Here is a 22,014-nt window from a genome sequence, read left to right as displayed (position 1 = left end):
ATGAAAAAATCATTTTTTGTAACCTATAAAAGTCCTTTGCTGGTATTAATTTTCCTCATATTGGTAAGCGGAATTTATTCTTACACCAAAATTCAGTCGGCTTTATTTCCACAGATAACTTTTCCGAAAATAAAAATAATTGCTGATGCAGGGCAACAACCTGTGAATCAAATGACGGTCGGTGTGACCAAAGTGTTGGAAGATGCGGTGAAAAGAGTTCCTGATCTGCAGGTTTTAAAAAGTACAACCAGCCGGGGAAGTTGCGAAATTTCCGCTTTTATGGACTGGAATGTGAACGTCGATTTAGCCAAACAGCAGATAGAAAGCAGTGTTAATGAAGTGAGAAATCAATTGCCTCCGGATATTAATATTTCCGTTGAAAAAATGAATCCGTCGATTCTTCCGGTAATGGGATATTCGTTGAATTCAACTTCAAAAGATCCGATTGAGCTGAAACAATTGGCGCTTTACACAATAAAACCATTTCTTTCACAAGTTGCGGGAGTAAGTGAAGTGCGAATTATCGGCGGACAGGATAAGGAATTTCGTGTGGTAATGAATCAGGCGATAATGGCAAGATTGGGAATTACCCCGGCTTCAGTTGAACAGGCAATTAATAATTCCAACTTCATTAAATCAAATGGTTATTCTTCAGATTTCCGCTATCTCTATTTAACGCTTACTGATGCTCAAATTCGTAATGAAGGTCAGTTGAAAAACCTTGTCGTGAGCAATAATGGAAGCCGAATCGTTTTGTTGAGTGATATTGCCCAAATCAATGTTCACAACGCAAAACAATATATTAAAGTCAATGCCAACGGACAGGAAAGTATCCTGATTGCAATCATACAGCAACCCAATGCAAATGTGGTTGATTTAAGCAATGCAATGGAAGCAAAAATTGCAGAACTCCAAAAAACCTTACCGAAAGATATGATCTTAAAACCGTATTACGTTCAGGCAGATTTTGTAAATGATTCTATTAAAAGTGTAACAGATGCTTTATGGATTGGGTTGGTTTTAGCGATTATCGTTGCAATTATTTTCCTTCGTTCGTGGAAGGCGAGTGCAGTTATTTTACTCACGATTCCGATTACATTAAGTCTTACAATACTTGTTCTCTATACGATGGGACAGACATTTAATATTATGACTTTGGGAGCAATCGCGGCTGCCATAGGATTAATCATTGATGATGCGATTGTTGTGGTCGAACAAATCCATAGAACTCACGAGGAACATCCTGAAGAATCTTCAAAGACTTTAGTACAAAAAGCGATTAATTATCTTTTGAAAGCAATGGTTGGTTCGTCACTCAGTACCATTGTGATTTTTTTACCTTTTATGTTAATGAGTGGAGTCGCAGGAGCTTATTTCAAGGTAATGACAGACACGATGATTATTACGCTGGTCTGTTCATTTTTTGCAACCTGGATATTATTGCCAATCGTTTATTTACTCTTGTCATCAGGAAAGAAAAAAGAAAAAAATCTTCAGCATCACGATGCAAAAGAAAGAAAATGGGTAGGTTTTTTTATCAGAAGACCATTATTCAGTTATGCTTTTATTTTAATGCTGATTGTTTTAACAGCGATTATTCTTCCCAATATCAGTACCGGATTTTTACCTGATATGGATGAAGGAAGTATTGTTTTAGACTATAATTCGCCTCCGGGAACCTCACTCGAAGAAACCGACAGAGAACTGAAAGAAGTTGAGAAAATTATCACTTCAACACCCGAAGTTCAGGCGTACAGCCGGAGAACAGGAACTCAAATGGGATTCTTCATTACGGAACCTAATCGAGGAGATTATTTAATTCAGTTAAAGAAAAACAGAAGCAAAACAACAAATGAAGTTACCGACGATATCCGTGCAAGAATTGATGCTTCAGGCTTGCCGTTAACCGTAGATTTTGGACAGGTAATTACCGATATGCTCGGTGATTTAATGAGCAGTGTTCAGCCAATTGAAATTAAAGTTTTCGGGACAGATCAGAAAGTTATTGAAGATTATTCTCAAAAAATAGCCGGGATTGTAGAAAAAGTAAATGGTACAGCCGATGTTTTTGATGGAATTGTGATTGCAGGGCCATCAATGGTTGTTACTCCGAAGCTGCCTGTTTTAGCACAATATAATATTTCGTTACCCGATTTTCAGAATCAGTTGCAGGCAAATCTGGATGGAAATGTTGCCGGAAATATCTTTGATAATGTCCAATACACGCCGATACGATTATTATACAACGAAAAAAGTAATCAGTCTTTAAGCGATATCAGCAACAATATGATTGCTTTGCCCAACGGAACTTTGAAACCTCTGAGCGAGTTTGCAACTGTAAGCGTTGTAACCGGTTCTGCCGAAGTCAACAGGGAAGATTTACAGACTTTGGGAATTGTCACAGCAAGGCTGGATAACGGAAATCTGGGTGGAACCATTCAGGAAATTCAGAATCAAATCAACAAGAAAATAAAATTGCCAACCGGATATTCTGTGGTTTATGGCGGTGCGTATGCCGAGCAGCAGCAGTCTTTTAAAGAGTTACTGATTATTTTGATAGTTTCCAGCTTACTGGTTTTTTCTGTGATGCTGTTTTTATTCAGGAATGTTTTAGTTGCTTTAATCATTTTATTGGTGTCAGTTTTGGGACTTTCGGGAGGCATCTTACTATTGTATTTGACAAACACTCCTTTGAATGTCGGAAGTTACACAGGACTTATTATGATGGTAGGAATTATCGGGGAAAACGCCATTTTCACGTACCTGCAATTCTACGAAAGTTTAGCAGCGAAAACCAAAGAAGAAGCTGTTATTTATGCTATAAGTACAAGGCTTCGACCAAAATTAATGACCGCTTTGGGAGCCATTATTGCCTTAACGCCTTTGGCATTGGGAATCGGAACAGGGGCTCAAATGCATCAGCCTTTGGCGATTGCTGTTATAGGAGGATTCATTGTTGCTTTGCCGCTTTTACTCATCGTTTTGCCGACATTGCTCAACAAAATCAATTTAAAACAGGAAGAAATAAGCAATCAATAAATTATTAATGAAAACAATCATTCATCATTGCAAGTGAATTTAAAAATTCAAAATTTCTTCTAAATCGTTCCTGATTATTGTATAGCAAATTAAAGATTTAATTAAAATGAAAAAATTAGCATTTCTATTAATAATGATCATTACGGTAGTTTTTGTTAATGCACAAAAAGTTCAGCAAAAGAATGTCCCTGTATCTGTTCAGAAAGGTTTTAAAAAACAATTTCCGACGGTGAAAGATGCAAAATGGGAAAAAGAAGACGATAATTACGAAGCAGGATTCAAAGCAAACGGAATAGAAACCTCTGTAGTAATCAACCCTTCAGGCAATATTCTTGAAACAGAAACAGAAATGAAAAGCAACTCTCTTTCTGCACCTATCAAAACATATATCGCTAAAAATTATCCGAATCAAAAAATAAAAGAAGCTGCTAAAATTACTGACGCAAAAGGTACTGTCACTTATGAAGCAGAAATAAGCGGTAAAGATCTGATTTTTGATAATAAAGGAACATTTTTAAAGGAAACCAAAGACTAAACTTAAAATATAGGATCAGTCTGTTATAAATAACATTGTTATTTTCTTCATTGGCTTTTGCAAAGATGGTTGTTGTGACAATATCTTCAGAAGTCGGATTGATGCATTGGTTACAGTTATAAATTTTAATTAAAAAGTCAACGGTGGTCATGAATAATTTAATAGAAGCTGTAAGCAGTTATGTGATATTATTTCTTTCAGAAAATCTTTCGGAAAATCTTTCTTTTCACAGCATTGGTCATACCTATGATGTTGTGGGTGCTGCACGCGAAATTGGCGTACAAAGTAATCTTTCGGAAGAGGAAATGACTGTTTTGCAGGTAGCTGCATGGTTTCACGATTGTGGTTATGCAAATGTGTATATCGGTCATGAAGAAGAAAGTAAAAAGATAGCGAAGAGTTTTTTACAAAATTATGGATATCAAAGAGATTTTATTGAAGCTGTTTTAAGCTGTATCGATTCCACAAAGTATCCTCCGAAACCTTCTTCTTTACTGGAAAAAGTGATTTGTGACGCCGATATGTATCATTTGACACGTCCCAATTATCCAAAATATGAGAAATCATTAAGGCAGGAATTCGAAAAATATCTTGGACTGATCTATACTGATGAAGAATGGCTGAAAAAGAACTGTAATTTCTTTAAAGATCATGAATATTATACAGATTACGGTCAAAAAGTATTAAGCAAATTCAAAAAAATCAATATTCAATTAATGAATTGTTCCGAATAAATCACTAAAAAAATAGTAATCTGTTTTTTCATAATAGTTTTGGCTTGCGGAAAAATGACTGGCAATAAGCTTAATAAACAAATTCAGGAATTTTCTGTTTTGTGATTTTAAAAGAATGCCTAACTTTTAGCATAATTTTTGCAAAATTTATTCCTATGAATATTAAGATAATAGGTTCCGGTAGTTATATGCCGGAGCAGATCATTACCAACCAACATTTCGGTAATCATGTTTTTTTAGATGAAGTCGGCAATAAACTAAAGTATCCAGAATCAGTTGTTGGTAAATTCAAGGATATTACTGGCATTGAAGAGCGCAGATATGCTGATCCTCAATTAACAGCTTCAGATTTGGCATTTTTTGCGGCTGAAAGGGCTATCGCTGATGCCGGAATCGATAAGGAGACTCTGGATTATATTATCATGTGCCATAATTATGGTGATGTTGAGTTTGGCAAAATTCAATCTGATACGGTGCCAAGTCTTGCATCAAGGGTTAAAAATAAATTGGGTATTAGAAACCCGTACTGTGTAGCATATGATCTCTTATTTGGCTGTCCCGGATGGAATGAGGGTATTATACAGGCAAATTCTTTTATAAAATCAGGAATGGCAAAACGATGTTTGGTGATAGGAGCCGAAACTCTGTCGCGTGTTATTGATAAATTTGACAGGGATTCGATGATTTATGCTGATGGTGCAGGAGCAGTAGTAGTTGAGCCAACTGAAGACAGCAGCGGATTACTGTCTTATGAAAGTGCAACCTATGCGCTTGAAGAATATGAATATCTGTATTTTGGTAAATCCTACAATGAAGAGCTGGATCCTGATGTGCGTTATATTAAAATGAAAGGAAGGAAAATTTATGAATTTGCTCTTACGAAAGTTCCTTTAGCTATGCAATCCTGCCTTAAAAAAGGAAATATAAAGATTGAATCCTTAAAAAAAATACTTATTCACCAAGCCAATGAAAAAATGGACGAAGCGATTGTCAGTCGTTTTTATGAACTCTATCATATGGTACCTCCGGAAGATATCATGCCAATGTCTATCCATAAATTTGGAAATAGCAGTGTAGCAACTATACCGACGCTGTATGACCTGATCATGAAGGGTAAAATAGAGAGACACAAATTTTGCAAAGGCGACATACTCCTCTTTGCATCTGTAGGTGCAGGAATGAATATAAATGCATTTGTATATAAAGTATAAATCAAAGTTGTGATTTAACTGAAAATAGCTAAGATTATTTTATTTTGAAGGGTTGTATCATTTACAAAAAAAATGATCAACCCATTTTTTTACACTGGAAATTAAGTTAACTTTCTGATCTCTTTTATAGAACAGTCAATATCTTTTTGAAAGGTTAATTGCTTGTGATTACTTTCCGGTATAACCAAAAGCGTATCATTAAAATTTAAGAAAACTCAGCCCAAAATAAAAAGTATTTTTAAATTAGAGGGAATTGTAGAAGTACATTTTAATGGAAAGTAATGACAACGGCGGCAAGATAGTTGTAGTTCTCTAAAAACCAAAAAAATATTACATATGAATTCACAGTTGGATACAGAGCTTCAGACGGAAACTGTCACTATGGATGTTTTTCGATCTGACGTCTTAGAAGGATTAAACAATAGTCCGAAAAAACTATTTTCAAAATATTTTTATGATAAAACAGGGGATAAGATTTTTCAGCAGATCATGAATATGCCGGAATATTATTTGACCCATTGTGAGCTTGACATATTTAAAAATAAAACGAAGGAATTAGCAGATAGTATTTTAAGTAACGACATCCCTTTTGATCTGATTGAATTGGGAGCCGGTGATGCAATGAAATCATCCTACCTTTTGAAACATCTGGTAGATAAAGGTGTCGATTTTACCTATATGCCTATTGATATTTCAGGAAATATTCTTTCAGTGCTTAACGAGAAATTCAGAGATGAACTTCCGTCGTTAAAAATTATTTCTTTGGAAGGAGATTATTTTGATATGCTCGATAAAGCAACTTCCATTTCGAAAAGACGCAAAGTAGTTCTTTTCTTAGGCGGAAATATCGGCAATATGGATTTGGAAGAATCTAATCATTTCTGCCGGGAACTTAGCAGAAAGCTTAGTCCCGGTGATCTTTTGCTGATAGGTTTTGATTTAAAGAAAAATCCGCACACAATTTTGAATGCATACAATGATGCTGCAGGTATTACGGCTTCATTTAATCTGAATCTTCTTGTAAGAATCAATCGTGAACTGAATGCCGATTTTGATGTTAGCCGGTTTCAGCATTATCAAACTTACGACCCGGTTTCAGGTGCGTGTAAAAGTTATCTTGTAAGTCTTGCAAAACAGCATGTGCATATTGGCAGTACTGTTGTTAAATTCGAAGAAAATGAGCTCATTGATATGGAAGTTTCTCAAAAATTTTCTCAGGAAGATATCAGTAAATTAGCAAAAGATTCATCATTCCATATTCTCAATGAAATTAAAGATTCCAAAAGCTGGTTTGTGGATTCTGTATGGCAAGTTGTTTAATTAAAAATAATTCTCATGAAACCAAACATAATTACTGAAGAAATTCCGGTTATAAACTGGGCGAAAAGTTACTCAGAGATTAGAAATCATTCGGTTGAGATCTGCGAACCTTTAGAAATTGAGGATTACGTAGTACAGCCCATTGTAGATGTGAGTCCGCCGAAATGGCATCTTGGTCACACGACCTGGTTTTTTGAAACCTTTATTTTGGAACCTAATTTTCCGGGATACAAAGTTTTTAATCCTCAATATAATTTTGTTTTCAATAGCTATTACGAAACAATCGGAGTCAGAGTAATCCGTACTGACAGAGGAAATTTAAGTCGTCCGTCTGTTTCAGATATTTACAAATACAGAAAATATGTTGATGAACAAATGGGTTCTTTTCTTCAAAGCGAATTTTTAACGGAAGAAATAAAACCTTTTCTGGAACTCGGTCTCAATCACGAGCAGCAGCATCAGGAATTGTTATTGACAGATATTAAATATATTTTAGGTCATAATCCGCTTTTTCCGCCGTATAAAAATGAATTTGTTTCTAAAAAAGAACATTCCGGAAATATAAAAATGATGAGGTTTTCGGAAGGTGTTTATGAAATTGGTTTTAGCGGAGAAGGCTTCTGTTTTGATAATGAATTAGGGAGACATAAAGTTTATCTCAATGCATTCGAAATTGCTGATCGATTAGTTTCCAATCAGGAATATCTTGAATTTATGGAAGCTGGCGGATACGAAGATTTCAGACATTGGCATGCCGAAGGTTGGGACTGGGTGAAACAGAATCAAGCAAAGTCTCCTTTATATTGGCATTTTATCGATGGAAAATGGATGAATTATACTTTAAACGGTTTGCAGGAATTAGATCTTGGTAGCGCCGTTTGTCACATTAATTTTTATGAAGCTTCCGCCTTTGCATCATGGAAAGGAATGCGTTTGCCAACCGAGGCAGAATGGGAAGTCGCCTCCGACAATTTCGATTGGGGAAACCGTTGGGAATGGACAAATTCTGCCTATCTGCCTTATCCCGATTTTAAGAAAGAAGCCGGTGCAGTCGGAGAATACAACGGAAAATTTATGGTCAATCAAATGGTTTTACGTGGCGCTTCTGAAGCAACACCTTCTGGTCACAGCAGAAATACCTATCGCAATTTTTTCCAGACCGGTTTGAAATGGCAGTTCACAGGAATCAGATTAGCTAAATAACTGCCAATGATTACAATAGAATCGGTTTCAAAGAATTTTAACGGAAAACCTGCGGTTGACAATATTTCTTTTCAGGCTCATGATAAAGAAATATTGGTGCTTCTGGGAACCAGCGGTTGCGGAAAAACGACAACCCTGAAAATGATCAATCGCTTAATAGAAGCCGATTCGGGAAATATTTTAATTGATGGAAAAAATATCCGTGATCAGAAAATAGAGGATTTAAGAATGGGAATTGGCTTTGTCATGCAGCATTCAGGATTATTTCCGCACTATACGATCAGGCAAAACATTGCTATTGTTCCGGAATTACTAAAATGGGACAAAAAAAAGACAGAGAACAAAACCGAAGAGCTTCTACATAAACTTCATCTTTCCGAAGACGTGCTTTCCCGTTTTCCGAGCGAATTGAGCGGTGGTCAGCAACAGCGTGTCGGCATCGCAAGAGCTTTGATCGCCGATTCACCGATTTTGTTGATGGATGAGCCTTTCGGGGCATTAGACAATATCACTAAAGCGGATATTCATTCAGAATTTAAATCATTGGAAGAACTTAAAAATAAAACCATTATTTTAGTCACCCACGATGTTCAGGAAGCCTTTGAATTGGGACATCGGATCTGTTTAATGGATAAAGGGAAAATCATTCAGACAGGAACTCCAAAAGAGATGCTTTATCATCCGGAAAATGATGATTTTGTGAAAGATTTTTTCGCCGAAAACCGATTGTTATTGGAATATAAAGTGGCTACTTTAAAAGATATTAATGATTTTAATTCAGAAAACTTATTTGATGAATTTAATTTTACAGAAAACACCAATATTTGGAATGCCTTACAAAAATTAAGTTCAGATCATAAAAATACAGCATATTACGAAAACCTGATCAGGGCATTCAATGACTATAGAAAATTACAGATCGTATGACACAGCAAAGTCTTTGGCAATTTATCGTTGAGCAGCAGGAAAAGCTGTTAATTCAGATTGTACAGCATCTCGGGCTGACCTTTTTGTCTTTGCTTTTGGCGATTATTGTGGGCGTACCTTTAGGAATTCTGATTGCCCGAAAACGTAAGCTTTCAAGCTCTGTTCTTGGTGTTGCCGGGATTTTGCAGACGATTCCGAGTATCGCTTTGCTCGGGTTTATGATTCCCGCTTTTGGAATTGGTGCGACACCCGCCATCGTCGCATTGCTGATCTACGCGCTTTTACCCATCATTCGAAATACGTATACAGGAATTACAGAGGTAAATCCGACCGTTATTGAATCCGCAAAAGCCATGGGAATGAATAAAAGTCAGCTTCTTTTTAAAGTTGAACTTCCTTTGGCGATGCCCGTTATCATTGCAGGAATACGAACGGCAGCCGTGATTAATGTTGGTGTGGCAACATTGGCATCTTTTGTTGCAGCAGGTGGTTTGGGTGAATTTATCTTCGGCGGAATTTCCCTGAATAACACCAATATGATTTTGGCAGGCGCAATTCCCGCAGCATTATTGGCTGTTTTGTTGGATCAGTCGATTGCCGTTTTACAAAAATCAGGGTATAAGTTATTTCAAAAATTAAAATATATTATTCCTGCTATATTAATTATTCTTGGAGTTGTTTATGTGTTGACTTCTGTTTCGGACAATAAAATTAAAGCTGGTTTTACCCCGGAATTTATGGGAAGACAGGACGGCGATCTCGGTCTGCGTTCCGTGTATGGATTGAATGCAAATCCTAAAGTTGTCAATGATGCCGTGATGTACAAAGCGGTTTATGAAGGCGAGCTTGATCTGATCAGCGGATATTCTACCGACGGAAGAATCAAAGCTTTTGATCTGTACGTTTTGGATGATGATCAGAAAATATTTCCGCCCTATTTTGCAGCTCCGATTATTAAGACTAGAACATTGGAAAAATTTCCCGAACTGGAAGAAACATTGAATGTATTGGCAGGAAAATTCAACGATTCGATCATGACCGATTTAAATTACAAATCCGATTATTTTCATCAGACGCCAGAGAAAATTGCCAAAGATTTTTTAATTAAAAATAATTTATACAAAAATCCACGGAACGGAAATTCAGGAACAATAAAAATAGGTTCAAAGATTTTTGGTGAGCAATACATTCTCACAGAAATGTACAAAATGCTGATTGAAGGCTACACCAATTATAAAGTAGAAACAAAAACAGGTCTGGGAGGAACCAAAATCTGTTTTGATGCTTTGATGAATGACGCCATCGATTTTTATCCCGAATATACAGGAACCGGACTTTTAGTATTATTAAGACCTACCGAACAGACCATTAAAACTGTTTCTCAAAGTGCTGAGGAAACCTATGAATATGTCAATTCAGAATTTAAAAAACAGTATGGAATTCAATGGTTGAAACCGCTTGGATTTAATAATTCTTACGCACTAATGATGCGTAAAAAACAGGCACATGAACTGAAAATAAAAAGTATTTCTGACCTCAAAAAATATCTGGATTCAAAATAAAAAAACAATAAATTTTAAATTATTAGATGTTTTTAATTTCAATCTTTTTAGATATATTCCTTTTCCTTTTGCATATCGATTTAGTGGTCATATCATTCTACATTTGTTATTTTGGTCAATTCTTCAATCATTAATTTTACCTGAAGTGGTCTTTGTTTTTTGTCTACATCCAATCGGTTATATAATCCTGTCTTTACAATTACCATCTTTTTTTCAGGGATCATAATAATAAACTGCCCTAGAAATCCGTAGAAAAAACGGCATTTTATTTCACTTTCATCATCTGCCCATATGGTATAGCAAAAAGCATCGTTTGCTGCTGTCGGGGTAAGCAGTTTTTTGCAATATTCTTTGCTGATGAGTTGCATGCCATTCCAGTTGCCATTCTGCATTATAAGCTGACCGATTTTTGCAAAATCTCTGGGAGTGGCATGAATGCAGCAGAAAGCTTTTTCCATTCCTTTTTCGTCGGTGCTCCATTTAGCCGGGAATTCCATGCCTAATGGTTTCCAGAGTTTTTCTGAAAGATATATTGCGAGCTCTTTACCGGTAGCTTTTTTCAGAGCAAGACCTAAAAGTTGGGCAGCAACGCTTTGATATTCGTATTTCTGTCCCGGCATTTCTTTTATTTCTACACCAAATGCCTGTTCCGCAAGATCATTTACAAAATATTGTTTAGAGTTTTCTGCGAAAGGGTGGTGGTATTCTTCTTTCCAGTCCATTCCTGCTTCCATAGTCATTAGATGCCGAAAGGTGAGGTGTTTTCCGTACTGACTGTTTTTATATTGAGGAAACACAGAAGATATCAACTGGTCTTCAGATTGCAGATAACCATCGTCAATGGCACAACCGACTAAAATGGCAAGGATACCTTTTGCCATTGAGAAAGAATTCATGAGTGAAGAAGGGCTGTGATCTTTCCAGTATTGTTCATATATTAATTTATTGTCTTGTATTACAACCAATGATGAAGCCCTTGTTTTTTTGAGATCTTTTAAAAGTTTTTCCGAAAGTGTTTGTGTATTATACTCAATATCTTTCTCCCATGATTTGGGATGAAGACTCGGAACAATATGAGAAGGGAACTTTTCTTCATCATCTGTGGAAGGCGTTAAGGAACCTTTTTTTAGATTAATTCCAATAGCTTTAAAAATATATCCATAACCTGAAATATAAATAGAAACAGCTATTGCTGAAATTCCGGCTAATACAATAGGTAATTTATTTTTCATGCTGCTATTTAATTTTCGGTTAAGATTTTACTTCAAATATGAATGTCTATTATTCGTAAAGTTTGTATTATCAATTGTAATAAAAGGTCTATTATTGGCCTTTGAATAATAGAAAATTATCATTCAAAGGGTATGCCGTGCATTTAGTAAAGCTTATAAATAAACGAAAATAAACGATGAAAATGAGTTGTATTTATAAACAATATGGTACCAAAATAGTATTATTTTGACTATGAAAAAATATAGTAAAAAACAATATCCTATAGAAAATGCCCGTCATTTTTTAGAACCCAGCCCAACTGTTCTTGTAACATCTGAATATAGGGAAGAAAAAAACATAATGACAATGGGATGGTATACCGTATTGGAATTTGTCCCGTCGTTAATCGGGTGTATGATTTCCAGATCAAATCACAGTTTTAAGCTGATTAAAAAAAGTAAAGAATGTGTTATAAATATACCCACACTGGAATTGGCGAAAACAGTAGTCGCTATAGGAAACTGCAGTGGTTCGGAAGTCAATAAATTTAATGAGTTTGATTTGAGCACGGCAGACGCAGAACTGGTGAAGGCTCCATTGCTGGAAAATTGCTATGCTAATTTTGAATGCAAACTTTATGATGATAAACTTATAAACAATTACAATTTTTTTATTTTTGAAATTGTGAAAGCCCACGTTGCACCGTCACCTAAATATCCTAAAACGATTCATTACAGAGGAGACAGTCATTTTATGGAATCCGGTAAGAATTTAATTATCCCGTCTGCCAAATAAATAGGAAATTTTTTGTCATAAATAAGCCAGTATTGTGGAATAGTTATTGACTGATAATCGAATAATATCTATAGCAAGCATGAAAATAGCAACTTATAATGTAAATGGTATTAACGGTCGTTTGCCTGTTTTGCTTCAATGGTTAAAAGAAGCAAAACCTGATATTGTCTGTCTTCAGGAATTGAAGGCTCCACAAGACCGTTTTCCTATAAAAGAAATAAATGATGCCGGTTATCAGGCAATTTGGAGCGGGCAAAAAAGTTGGAACGGGGTTGCCATACTTACAAAAGATCTGGAAATTGTTGAAGTTCAAAGATCTTTACCCGGTGATTCTGAAGATATGCAAAGCCGTTATATTGAAGCTATTATTGATAAGATGGTGATTTGCTGTATTTATTTACCTAACGGAAATCCTTTTCCCGGACCAAAATTCGATTATAAACTAGATTGGATCAAACGTTTTAAAAGAAGAGCCAATCAGCTCATCAAAATGGGGCTTCCGGCTATTTTAATTGGTGATTTTAATATTATTCCGACAGAAATGGATGTTTATAAACCTGAACGATGGGAAAATGATGCATTATTTAGAACTGAAGTTAGAAAAGCATATCAGGATTTACTAAAAAAAGGTTGGCTGGATTCTATCCGTACACTTTATCCTGATGAGAAAATGTATACATTTTGGGATTATTTGTATAAAGCTCATGAACGAAATGCGGGAATAAGGCTGGATCATATTTTACTAAGTCCTTATTTGGCTCCTGAATTAAAATCGGGTGGAGTTGATAAAGAGGTTCGAGGTTGGGATAAAAGCAGTGATCATGCCCCGGTTTGGGTTCAATTAAAAAGATAAAAGAACTGGATTTGTTTTTTTTAATATAAAATATTCATTTTCTAATACATCGATTAATTAGCATATTAACTGACAGATACAAATTTACCACATTATTGTATCCTTATTAGCGAACTCAATAATTCTGAGCCAGCCGTCACCACCGTTACCTTCACAATGATCACCGGCTTCACCCTGCACATCAAAAAGCATCCGATTCACATTTTCCCATACATTACATCTATTCGAAAATCTTCACCAGAGATGTCATTGGAATTTACCATATCATGACAAATCCTTTTAAATTAAAATATTTAAAAAAATTAATTATTCATATTTACTTCTCTGAAAAGAGAATAATACAGGTTACCACAGGATAGTAGAATTTTTCTATAAGTATATTTTTATTAAGACAAACAAGTGTGAAATATATCAATGATATAAATAACATTTTTCTTAAGCTTTGATTTTCTGTTTAAGAATAAGAATAATTTTTAAATAATTAATAATCACTAAATGAAAAAATCTATATTGACTCTTGGTCTTTTAGCCGGTGCCACAGGTTTTATTTTTGCGCAAGAGAAGCAAACAACAGCTACGGTGAAAGATAGCATAAAACGAAATCCTAATGATAAAACTAAAGATATCGAGGAAATAGTTATTATTGCTTACGGGACACAAAAAAGAGGAGAGGTTACCGGTTCTGTCGGCAGAGTAGATGCGCAAAGCTTCAAAGATCGCCCCATTGCGAGAGTAGATCAGGCATTAACAGGTCAGATTGCCGGAGTAAAAACACGGGCAACTTCTGGAAAACCGGGAGAACCCTTGGAAATAAGAGTACGTGGTACTGCTTCCATATCAGCGAGCAATTCTCCTGTTTATGTAGTGGATGGAATGGTGGTAGATGATATGGCAAATATTTCGCCTGATGATGTGCAATCGATTGAAGTACTAAAAGATGCCGCTTCCACAGCGATGTATGGATCGAGAGGTTCTAATGGTGTGGTTATAATAACTACAAAAAAAGGAACAACGGGAAAACCTTCATTTAGTTTTTCCCAATATTATGGAGTCCAGACGATCGAGAAAAAACTGGATATTATGACCAGTGCAGAGTGGATCGATTATGCTACCGAAGCCATTAATAAAAAATGGGTTGCTTTAGCCCCTGGTAATTCCGCGTCGGATAGTTATGCAGTCAGAGCAAATTACTTCGGTTTAGCCAATACCACAGATTATAATCTTGCCAATATCAACTTTATGATTGATCCTAGATGGGGTACCAATCAGGTTGATAATATTGACTGGCAGGACGCATTTTACCGTCCGGCAGCAATTCAGAGTTATCAATTAGCGGTACGAGGCGGGAATAAAAATGTGAAGTATATGATTTCGGGAGCGTATTTTGATCAGGAAGGTCTGGCAATTAATACAGGTTTTAACAGATTTAATTTAAATGCAGTTATCGATGTCAATATTTCAGACAAATGGAAAGCCGGAATTGCGTTGCGACCAAGTTATTCGAAAAGTTATGGAGCCACAGTAGACGGAAAAGACAATCTTGCCCATAAAATGCTTTCCATGGTTCCTGTTGCAGAGTTAAGTGCAGGTCTCTACACTAATTTCTGGAAAAATACAAGATACAGATGGGCAGGTTCTACGCAAAGTCCGATCGGACTAATGGAAAATACAACCAATGATACAAATGAATTTCGTTTACTGTCGAGTTTGTATGTGTCTTATGACATTTTACCTAATTTAAATCTGAAAATTTCCGGTGGTGCAACGAATAATTTTAATATCAATAATGGTTATACACCAACTTTTGATTTAATCACGAATATTCCCGGGCAGGTAAGTATCGCGAGCCGAAGAACAGTTAATTATAACAGATATTTGGGTGAAGGCTTGCTAAGTTATAAAACAACTTTTGGAGAATCTCACAGCGTAAATGCTATTGCAGGTTATAGTGCAGAAAATTACAGGACAACCACTCAGTATAACCGAAACAAAGGTTTCCCGAATGATGATTTAAAAACATTCAACTTTACACAATCTGCATCGGTGCTTAATTCAGAATATACCGCTTCAGAATGGATGTTGATTTCTATGTTTGGCCGTGTTAATTATGATTATAAAAAGAAATATATGTTGTCGGCAAGTATCCGTAGAGACGGTTCTTCCAGATTTGGATGGAATAATCTTTGGGGAACATTTGCCGCATTCGGAGCTGGTTGGAAGGTAGACAAAGAAGATTTCTTAAAAGATGTAAAATGGCTGAATAATCTTAAGCTAAGATACAGTTGGGGAGAAAATGGGAACAATTCTATTGGTGATTACAGGGCATTTGGAACACTTTCGGGAGGAAATTATTCTTTTGGAGGAAGCTTATCGAATGGCTTAATCCCAAACACAATTGCGAATCCTAATCTTACTTGGGAAAAAACGCAATCGTCTGATTTCGGTTTCGAATTAGGTTTATTTAACAGAATTGATTTTACGGCAGATTATTATATCAAAAAAACTAATGATCTTCTCCTGGAGCAGCCAATACCTTCTATAACAGGTTATACTACTATGTGGAAAAATGTTGGTTCAGTTCAGAATAGAGGTTTGGAGTTAGAATTAAGCACAAAAAATTTAATCGGGGAATTCAAATGGAATACTTCGGCTAATATTGCTTTTAATAATAATAAAGTGTTGCAGTTAGGTACCGACAATGCGCCAATTTACACAGGTTTTAGCAATAGTACAAATATTATACAAGTAGGGCAGGAGCTGAATTCATTTTATCTTTATGAGGCAACTGGAGTATTATCTTCGGCAGACATCAATAATGCAAGTGTTGCTAAGACAAGCGGTGCGATTGCAGGAGACGTTAAATATAGAGATATAAATGGGGATGGTGTTATCAATGAAAATGACCGTCATATCATCGGAGGTCCTACTCCTGATTATTATTGGGGATTTACCAATACATTTTCCTATAAAAACTTTGATCTTTCTGTGTTTTTCCAAGGTCAGAAAGGGGGTTACAGCTACGCATTATTAGGTCGTGCAATTGACCGTCCTGGTATGGGAACCACAACCAATGTAATGGGCAACTGGGCAAACCGCTGGCGTTCCGATGAAGACCCGGGAGATGGAAAAACTCCCAGATTAGACGGAACAACGGGAAGTCTTTTGGATACAAGATGGTTGTATGATGCAACTTACATTCAGCTTAAAAATGTGACATTGGGATATAATTTTTCTCAGGATTTGGCAAATAAACTTAAAATTTCCAACCTGAGAATTTACGTCAGTTTAGAAAATGTCTGGAGAAAAGACCATTATTACGGTGGTTATAACCCGGAATCCGTACAGTCAGATGGTACTGATTATGGTGCATATCCTAATGCGAAGGTTTATATGATGGGCCTAAACTTTAACTTTTAAAATTTAAAAAAAATGAAAACAACTTACACAAGAAATACCTCTCTTTTACAAATAAATAGTAAAACTTTAAAAAATATATTAATTGGAGGAATATTAACATTAGGAACGCTTAGCTGTGAAAAAGATTTGATGCTGGAACCGGAAAATAATATTACACAAACCTCTTTTTACACTACGGAACTTCAGATCAATCAGGCATTGTCAGGCGTTTATTCTGCTATGGTGAATTCTTCATCCAGAGGTGGTTTTGATGTTAATTTTTATTTATTGGCATCAGAAGTTCGCTCTAATAATTTTAATGCGATTTCACAAAACGGAAACAGAGATTATTATGCGATCAACCGTTTTCAGGATACTTCTTCAACGGAAGAAATGGAAATTCTTTGGGAAGATGCTTATCAATTGATTTCTTATGCTAATAATATTTTAGCAAGAATAGATGACGTTCCTTTTGCAGATAATGCAACTAAAGAGCAGTACCGCTCTGAAACCCGTTTTTTAAGAGCATATGCTTACTTTGAACTCATGCGTAATTTTGGAAAAGTTCCTCTGGTAGATCATCCGGTGAGTCCCGAAGAAGCTGCAACTATTCAGAGAACAGATTTGGTGACGCTTTACAATTTTATAACTTCAGAAATTGAAGCATCTGTAGATGGATTGAAAAACACTTATGACGCAAAAAATAAGGGAAGGATAACAAAATCGGCTGCTCATGCAATGTTAGGTAGGATTTACCTTACAGGAAACGGCTATCCTCTCAACAATGCATCTTACTTAGCAAAAGCAAAAGACCATTTACTTACGGTAATTCAGGGAGAAGGTCAGTTCGTTACATTTGCCGCAAATTATGCAGATTTGTTTAAAAGCGCGAACGATAACAAATACCATATTTTCGAAATCCAGCATATCAGCGGTGGTCTGTCGCAAGGTTCTTATTTACCAAGTTATGTTTCGCCCACTTTTGGGAGTGCTGATCCTTTGTATAACGCGCAAGGCAGTTTGTTTAGTTCTGCCGAATTAGGTGTTTCCCAATCGTTGATTAATGCTTACGAACCGGGAGATCTAAGACGTCCTTTAACCATTAAAACCCAATTCATAGCACAAAACGGACAGCCTGATAACGCTAATTATTTCGTGAAATTTCGTGAACCGGGATTGGTAATCACCAACCGTTATGACTGGCCGATTAATTTCCCGATTATCCGATATGAAGATGTTCTTTTAATGTATGCAGAAGTTTTAAATAATCAAGGTAATACCAGTGCTGCTGTTCCGTATGTAAATAGAATTCGTCAAAGAGCAGGCTTGGCGCCACTTTCTACATCTATATCAAGCAGCGACTTTACTACGGCGCTCCGCAAGGAAAGAAGGGTGGAGTTTGCAGGTGAAGGGGTTTACTGGCATGATTTGGTGCGTTGGAATATCGCAACAAGTGTTATTAATCAGGCTGCAGCAGATCTTAATTATAATTTTACCATTACAACCAATGATTATCTGTATCAAATTCCTTTATCTCAAGTTCAGGTAGCGGGGTATGAACAAAATCCTTAAAAGGTATCTCTATTTTAGTTTTACAGTTAATGGATTTCGCTTTTATATAAGGGAAATCATCTATCAAAAAGAGCTGCATAAATTTTGCAGCTCTTTTTGATTCTAGGGGTATCTATTAATCTTTTGTGTATTTTAAGAATAGTAATTTCTCGGGAATTTTATATATCTGAGTTCGATAATCCAAAAGCTAAAATATTAATTCAATCTGCAAAGGATTATTGTGAGTGATTATATTAAAATATTTTTGCAGAGTAAAAATTGAAAGTGAATTTTTGAATTGTAAATTTGCTATGAATAAAAAAAATAGTTTGAAACTTCCAGTATCATATTACCTCAATCAGGATGTACTTTTTCTGGCTAAAGATCTTTTGGGAAAAATCCTTTTCACAGATATAGACGGTAAAATAACGGGCGGAATTATTGTGGAAACAGAGGCCTATTCTGGCGAGATCGATAAAGCCTCTCACGCGTATGGTGGAAGGCGCACCAAGAGAACCGAAACTCTTTATAGTCAGGGAGGTTTAAGTTATGTATATCTATGTTATGGCATTCATCATCTTTTCAATATTGTGACTTCCGGAGAAAATGAACCGCATGGTATTTTGATAAGAGCTGTTGAACCATTTATCGGCAGGGAAATAATGGAATTGAGAAGAAGTATGCCCTCCGGCAAAGCTGCTATTTCGTCCGGTCCGGGTTCTTTAGCCAAGGCTTTGGGAATTGATGCTGCTTTTAACAAAAAAGATTTAACAGGAGAAGAAATCTGGATTGAAGATCATCATATCAGATATTCGCCTGATGAAATTGCAGAAGTACCAAGAGTAGGAGTAGCCTATGCTCAGGAGCATGCATTTTTGCCGTGGCGATTTTTTGTAAAAGGAAACAGATATGTAAGCAAGCCCAATAATTTTTAATCAAAATAAAGGAAATCCTTTTTCCTGACAATGAATTTTAATATAAAATTCGGCATAAGAAATAGTTAGATCTTTAAGTGAAAATCTGCGAATTGAAAATTGTATAATTAAGATGCTATATCATATCAGAATCTTCCAAATTGGTTATAAAATGATGATCGACAGTATTTTCGGAAGTATTGCATAAATCGATCAACTGATCATTATCGTGATTTTCAAAATTGAAATCATCAGAAACATCAATAGCGTATTCGGTAACTTTTTCTGTATTAATCATATCAATTGCCATCAAATCATTAAGTGAATCGAGTATGTCATTTTCTCTGATAAGAGGCATTTTTTGTGCAATGGAATCTTTAAATCTATATAGCTTAATTGTTTTCATAATCTCTAAATTTTTACTTATTTCAAAAGTCATTTTAAAATAAAAAAGAACAGGGACTTAATAGCTCCTGCCCCTTGTTTACTAAAATCTTTAAAACATATGTACTATTTCTCAGATTTTAATAAGATAATTATGAAAATTGAGTGTTATTAAGGATCTTAATAACTTCTTCACGGTTTTTACTTAGTTTATTTTCTATTCTTCCCAGCAATTCATTTTCTTTTCCTTTTTCAAACACGAGGTCTGAATCTTTTAGTTGTGAAAACTCTTCTTTAAGCTGTCGGCATTGTTCTTTCCAGTTTCCTGTGATTTTAAAATTCTGACCTTTATCATGATTTGCATCCATAAGTAGAATATTAACGTAATAGAATTATTACTATTCAAAGATGCTTTTTTACACCGTTACGGATGCTATATATTTCAGGAATAAATTTGCATATATCACACTTTTCTAAAGATCTTCTAAATTCTTGAAACGTTTTTGCTTTAGCTGTCTGTAAAATGAGGGGGAAAGCCCGGTTATTTTTTTAAACTGATTAGAGAGATGCGCAACGCTGCTGTAATTGAGTTTGTAGGAGATTTCAGTAAGGTTGAGCTCATCATATAAAAGCAGTTCTTTTACTTTTTCCACTTTGTTGATGATGATAAAATGCTGTAAGGTTATCCCTTTTACTTCAGAAAATGTATTGGCAAGATAAGTGTAATCATAGCCAAGTTTTTCGCTGATATAATCGGAGAAATTTTCTTTAGGGAGAGATTCGGAATAATGAATCATTTCTGTGACGGCATTTTTTATTTTTTCTATCAGGATGCTTTTTTTATCATCTAATAGTTCAAGCCCTGTCTTGAGGAGATTTTCTTTTAAAATTTGCCTTTGTTCGATGCTGATATCATCTAATATTTCCACCAAACCAAGATCTACTACGGCATTTCTGATATTCAGCTTCTCCAGTTCCTGATGAACAACCATTTTGCAGCGCAGGCTTACCATATATTTTATATACAACTTCATAATCCTTACTGTATTTATAGCCTGTTAATCAATATTCTAACACGTGCTTCCTCAAAGTTAGAGCTTTAAATCGTAAATAACTATGATTTATGTAACAAATTGAAAGACTATTACAAAGGTTTATTTTTTTAATAAATGATCTTTACTTACAATAAAAAATATTTACAATGGCAAAAGAGAAAGACGGGAAGAAAAAAACAGACAAAACACCTCCCTCAAAATCAGTAAAAGAGAAGAGGGAAGATAAACAAAATAAAAGAAAAGATAAAGAAAATGAAAGCCGAAATGCTTCATCCTAAATGGTATCAATAAAAAAAGAAGGAATTTTACTCAGTAAAACCGAACTGAGTTTTGAAAGCGAAGGTGTTTTAAATCCTGCCGTAATTAAAGAAAACGGAAAAATACATTTATTTTATCGGGCGGTAGCCAAAGGTAATTTTTCAAGTATCGGATATTGCTTATTATCAGATCCGTTAACGCTAGAAAAACGATTGGATCTTCCGATTCTCGTTCCTGAATTTGATTACGAAAAACATGGAGTAGAAGATCCCCGGATCGTAAAAATAGATGATTTATTTTATCTTACTTATACCAGTTACAACGGAGTCAATGCATTGGGTACATTAGCTACTTCCAAAGACCTTAAATCCTGGAAAAAAACAGGTATTCTTGTACCGCAGATTCCTTATGAAGAGTTTAAAATCTTATCAGAATTCCAAGGTGCGGTACCCGAAAAATATCAGCGGTATAATAAATTCCAGATGAGTCATAATGATAGTGATCCCATTTTTTTATGGGACAAAAATCTGATTTTTTTTCCAAGAAGAATAAATGAAAAATTATATTTTCTTCATCGGATAAGACCAGATATTCAGATTGTAAGTGTAGAAAATATTGAAGATCTGACTCCGGCTTTTTGGAAAGATTACTTTTTGCATTTTAATGATCATATTGTTTTATCTCCAAAATATGATCACGAATTCAGTTATATCGGAGCGGGATGTCCGCCAATTGAAACGGAATATGGCTGGCTGATGATTTATCATGGCGTTCACGATTCTATTGATGGCTATGTTTACAGTGCATGTGCAGCTTTATTGGATCTTGAAAACCCTGAAAAAGAAATTGCAAGACTTTCTTATCCGCTTTTCAGGCCTGAGGAAAAATGGGAACTGAAAGGAGAAGTTAATAACGTTTGTTTCCCGACAGGAGCTGTGGTAGAAAATGATACATTGTATATTTATTACGGTGCTGCAGACGAAAGAATCGCTGTTGCATCTTTAAGTATTTCCAGGTTATTGAAAGAGATGATGACTAGTGCAGTATAATGATGATTCAATAAAT

The 22,014-nt window shown here is 35.4% G+C and carries 19 protein-coding genes; 15 read left to right on the top strand and 4 right to left on the bottom strand.

From position 1 onward, the window contains the following. From ABD745_RS13825 to ABD745_RS13790, 8 genes are all read left to right on the top strand, one after another. Window positions 1–3,039: an efflux RND transporter permease subunit gene (locus ABD745_RS13825; RefSeq protein ID WP_344830928.1), complete on the top strand. Its 3,039-nt coding sequence runs from the start codon at window positions 1–3 to the stop codon at window positions 3,037–3,039. 106 nt (window positions 3,040–3,145) lie between these two features. Next, window positions 3,146–3,574 (top strand): PepSY-like domain-containing protein, encoded by a 429-nt coding sequence (locus tag ABD745_RS13820; protein WP_344830923.1) that lies wholly within the window; start codon window positions 3,146–3,148, stop codon window positions 3,572–3,574. A gap of 149 nt (window positions 3,575–3,723) precedes the next feature. After that, a complete protein-coding gene (locus ABD745_RS13815) occupies window positions 3,724–4,308 on the top strand; it encodes an HD domain-containing protein (RefSeq protein WP_344830920.1) in 585 nt (194 codons plus the stop codon). Between the two features lie 155 nt (window positions 4,309–4,463). Further along, window positions 4,464–5,519 carry a 3-oxoacyl-ACP synthase III family protein gene (locus ABD745_RS13810; RefSeq protein WP_344830918.1) on the top strand — a complete coding sequence of 352 codons (1,056 nt, stop codon included), beginning with the start codon at window positions 4,464–4,466 and terminating at the stop codon, window positions 5,517–5,519. A gap of 336 nt (window positions 5,520–5,855) precedes the next feature. Next, window positions 5,856–6,839: an L-histidine N(alpha)-methyltransferase gene (locus ABD745_RS13805; protein WP_344830916.1), complete on the top strand. Its 984-nt coding sequence runs from the start codon at window positions 5,856–5,858 to the stop codon at window positions 6,837–6,839. Between the two features lie 15 nt (window positions 6,840–6,854). After that, complete coding sequence (gene egtB, locus ABD745_RS13800; RefSeq protein WP_344830914.1) at window positions 6,855–8,042, top strand: ergothioneine biosynthesis protein EgtB; 1,188 nt, start codon at window positions 6,855–6,857, stop codon at window positions 8,040–8,042. A 6-nt stretch (window positions 8,043–8,048) separates the two neighbouring features. Then, entirely contained in the window at window positions 8,049–8,969 is a 921-nt protein-coding gene (locus ABD745_RS13795) for an ABC transporter ATP-binding protein (protein WP_344830912.1), read from the top strand. Continuing rightward, window positions 8,966–10,531 carry an ABC transporter permease/substrate-binding protein gene (locus ABD745_RS13790; protein ID WP_344830910.1) on the top strand — a complete coding sequence of 522 codons (1,566 nt, stop codon included), beginning with the start codon at window positions 8,966–8,968 and terminating at the stop codon, window positions 10,529–10,531. Before ABD745_RS13795 ends, ABD745_RS13790 begins: the two co-directional genes overlap by 4 nt. A gap of 92 nt (window positions 10,532–10,623) precedes the next feature. On the opposite strand, the gene ABD745_RS13785 is transcribed toward ABD745_RS13790, so the two are convergent. Then, window positions 10,624–11,763, bottom strand: a complete 1,140-nt coding sequence (locus ABD745_RS13785; RefSeq protein WP_344830907.1) for a serine hydrolase domain-containing protein — start codon at window positions 11,761–11,763, stop codon at window positions 10,624–10,626. Between the two features lie 232 nt (window positions 11,764–11,995). On the opposite strand from ABD745_RS13785, the gene ABD745_RS13780 reads away from it, so the two are divergent. From ABD745_RS13780 to ABD745_RS13760, 5 genes are all read left to right on the top strand, one after another. After that, window positions 11,996–12,538 carry a flavin reductase family protein gene (locus tag ABD745_RS13780; RefSeq protein ID WP_344830904.1) on the top strand — a complete coding sequence of 181 codons (543 nt, stop codon included), beginning with the start codon at window positions 11,996–11,998 and terminating at the stop codon, window positions 12,536–12,538. A 79-nt stretch (window positions 12,539–12,617) separates the two neighbouring features. Further along, the gene (gene xth / locus ABD745_RS13775) at window positions 12,618–13,391 is read left to right on the top strand and encodes an exodeoxyribonuclease III (protein ID WP_344830901.1); all 774 of its coding nucleotides are present in this window, start codon (window positions 12,618–12,620) and stop codon (window positions 13,389–13,391) included. A gap of 495 nt (window positions 13,392–13,886) precedes the next feature. After that, complete coding sequence (locus ABD745_RS13770; protein ID WP_344830898.1) at window positions 13,887–16,808, top strand: SusC/RagA family TonB-linked outer membrane protein; 2,922 nt, start codon at window positions 13,887–13,889, stop codon at window positions 16,806–16,808. Window positions 16,809–16,820: 12 nt separating this feature from the next. Continuing rightward, window positions 16,821–18,359, top strand: a complete 1,539-nt coding sequence (locus ABD745_RS13765; protein ID WP_344830895.1) for a RagB/SusD family nutrient uptake outer membrane protein — start codon at window positions 16,821–16,823, stop codon at window positions 18,357–18,359. 308 nt (window positions 18,360–18,667) lie between these two features. Then, on the top strand, window positions 18,668–19,273 hold the full coding sequence (locus ABD745_RS13760; RefSeq protein ID WP_344830892.1) for a DNA-3-methyladenine glycosylase: 606 nt from the start codon (window positions 18,668–18,670) through the stop codon (window positions 19,271–19,273). A gap of 115 nt (window positions 19,274–19,388) precedes the next feature. On the opposite strand, the gene ABD745_RS13755 is transcribed toward ABD745_RS13760, so the two are convergent. From ABD745_RS13755 to ABD745_RS13745, 3 genes are all read right to left on the bottom strand, one after another. Continuing rightward, complete coding sequence (locus ABD745_RS13755; RefSeq protein WP_344830890.1) at window positions 19,389–19,658, bottom strand: heme oxygenase; 270 nt, start codon at window positions 19,656–19,658, stop codon at window positions 19,389–19,391. 130 nt (window positions 19,659–19,788) lie between these two features. After that, window positions 19,789–20,004: a CsbD family protein gene (locus ABD745_RS13750; RefSeq protein WP_344830888.1), complete on the bottom strand. Its 216-nt coding sequence runs from the start codon at window positions 20,002–20,004 to the stop codon at window positions 19,789–19,791. Window positions 20,005–20,109: 105 nt separating this feature from the next. Continuing rightward, window positions 20,110–20,670 (bottom strand): helix-turn-helix domain-containing protein, encoded by a 561-nt coding sequence (locus ABD745_RS13745; protein ID WP_344830887.1) that lies wholly within the window; start codon window positions 20,668–20,670, stop codon window positions 20,110–20,112. Between the two features lie 167 nt (window positions 20,671–20,837). Between ABD745_RS13745 and ABD745_RS13740 the strand changes: the two genes are divergently transcribed. Next, window positions 20,838–20,969, top strand: a complete 132-nt coding sequence (locus tag ABD745_RS13740; protein WP_344830885.1) for a hypothetical protein — start codon at window positions 20,838–20,840, stop codon at window positions 20,967–20,969. Further along, window positions 20,970–21,998, top strand: coding sequence for a glycoside hydrolase family 130 protein (locus tag ABD745_RS13735; RefSeq protein WP_344830883.1), 1,029 nt, complete (start codon window positions 20,970–20,972; stop codon window positions 21,996–21,998). Window positions 21,999–22,014: the final 16 nt, after the last annotated feature.

Origin of the sequence: Chryseobacterium ginsenosidimutans (genome assembly GCF_039536845.1) — a bacterium.
In the GTDB taxonomy this organism is placed as follows: Bacteria; Bacteroidota; Bacteroidia; order Flavobacteriales; family Weeksellaceae; genus Chryseobacterium; species Chryseobacterium ginsenosidimutans_B.
Note: the sequence above shows the minus strand (reverse complement) of the source record. Positions and strands in the feature narration are given on the sequence as shown.

Bases quoted from the DNA above. Each gene is read 5' to 3' on its own strand.
- ABD745_RS13750 (WP_344830888.1), bottom strand. From the start codon at position 20,004: ATGGATGCAAATCATGATAAAGGTCAGAATTTTAAAATCACAGGAAAC.
- ABD745_RS13740 (WP_344830885.1), top strand. From the start codon at position 20,838: ATGGCAAAAGAGAAAGACGGGAAGAAAAAAACAGACAAAACACCTCCC.
- ABD745_RS13810 (WP_344830918.1), top strand. From the start codon at position 4,464: ATGAATATTAAGATAATAGGTTCCGGTAGTTATATGCCGGAGCAGATC.
- egtB (WP_344830914.1), top strand. From the start codon at position 6,855: ATGAAACCAAACATAATTACTGAAGAAATTCCGGTTATAAACTGGGCG.
- ABD745_RS13825 (WP_344830928.1), top strand. From the start codon at position 1: ATGAAAAAATCATTTTTTGTAACCTATAAAAGTCCTTTGCTGGTATTA.
- ABD745_RS13805 (WP_344830916.1), top strand. From the start codon at position 5,856: ATGAATTCACAGTTGGATACAGAGCTTCAGACGGAAACTGTCACTATG.
- ABD745_RS13815 (WP_344830920.1), top strand. From the start codon at position 3,724: ATGAATAATTTAATAGAAGCTGTAAGCAGTTATGTGATATTATTTCTT.
- ABD745_RS13780 (WP_344830904.1), top strand. From the start codon at position 11,996: ATGAAAAAATATAGTAAAAAACAATATCCTATAGAAAATGCCCGTCAT.
- ABD745_RS13745 (WP_344830887.1), bottom strand. From the start codon at position 20,670: ATGAAGTTGTATATAAAATATATGGTAAGCCTGCGCTGCAAAATGGTT.
- ABD745_RS13770 (WP_344830898.1), top strand. From the start codon at position 13,887: ATGAAAAAATCTATATTGACTCTTGGTCTTTTAGCCGGTGCCACAGGT.
- ABD745_RS13765 (WP_344830895.1), top strand. From the start codon at position 16,821: ATGAAAACAACTTACACAAGAAATACCTCTCTTTTACAAATAAATAGT.
- ABD745_RS13820 (WP_344830923.1), top strand. From the start codon at position 3,146: ATGAAAAAATTAGCATTTCTATTAATAATGATCATTACGGTAGTTTTT.
- ABD745_RS13785 (WP_344830907.1), bottom strand. From the start codon at position 11,763: ATGAAAAATAAATTACCTATTGTATTAGCCGGAATTTCAGCAATAGCT.
- ABD745_RS13735 (WP_344830883.1), top strand. From the start codon at position 20,970: ATGGTATCAATAAAAAAAGAAGGAATTTTACTCAGTAAAACCGAACTG.
- xth (WP_344830901.1), top strand. From the start codon at position 12,618: ATGAAAATAGCAACTTATAATGTAAATGGTATTAACGGTCGTTTGCCT.
- ABD745_RS13755 (WP_344830890.1), bottom strand. From the start codon at position 19,658: ATGAAAACAATTAAGCTATATAGATTTAAAGATTCCATTGCACAAAAA.
- ABD745_RS13795 (WP_344830912.1), top strand. From the start codon at position 8,049: ATGATTACAATAGAATCGGTTTCAAAGAATTTTAACGGAAAACCTGCG.
- ABD745_RS13790 (WP_344830910.1), top strand. From the start codon at position 8,966: ATGACACAGCAAAGTCTTTGGCAATTTATCGTTGAGCAGCAGGAAAAG.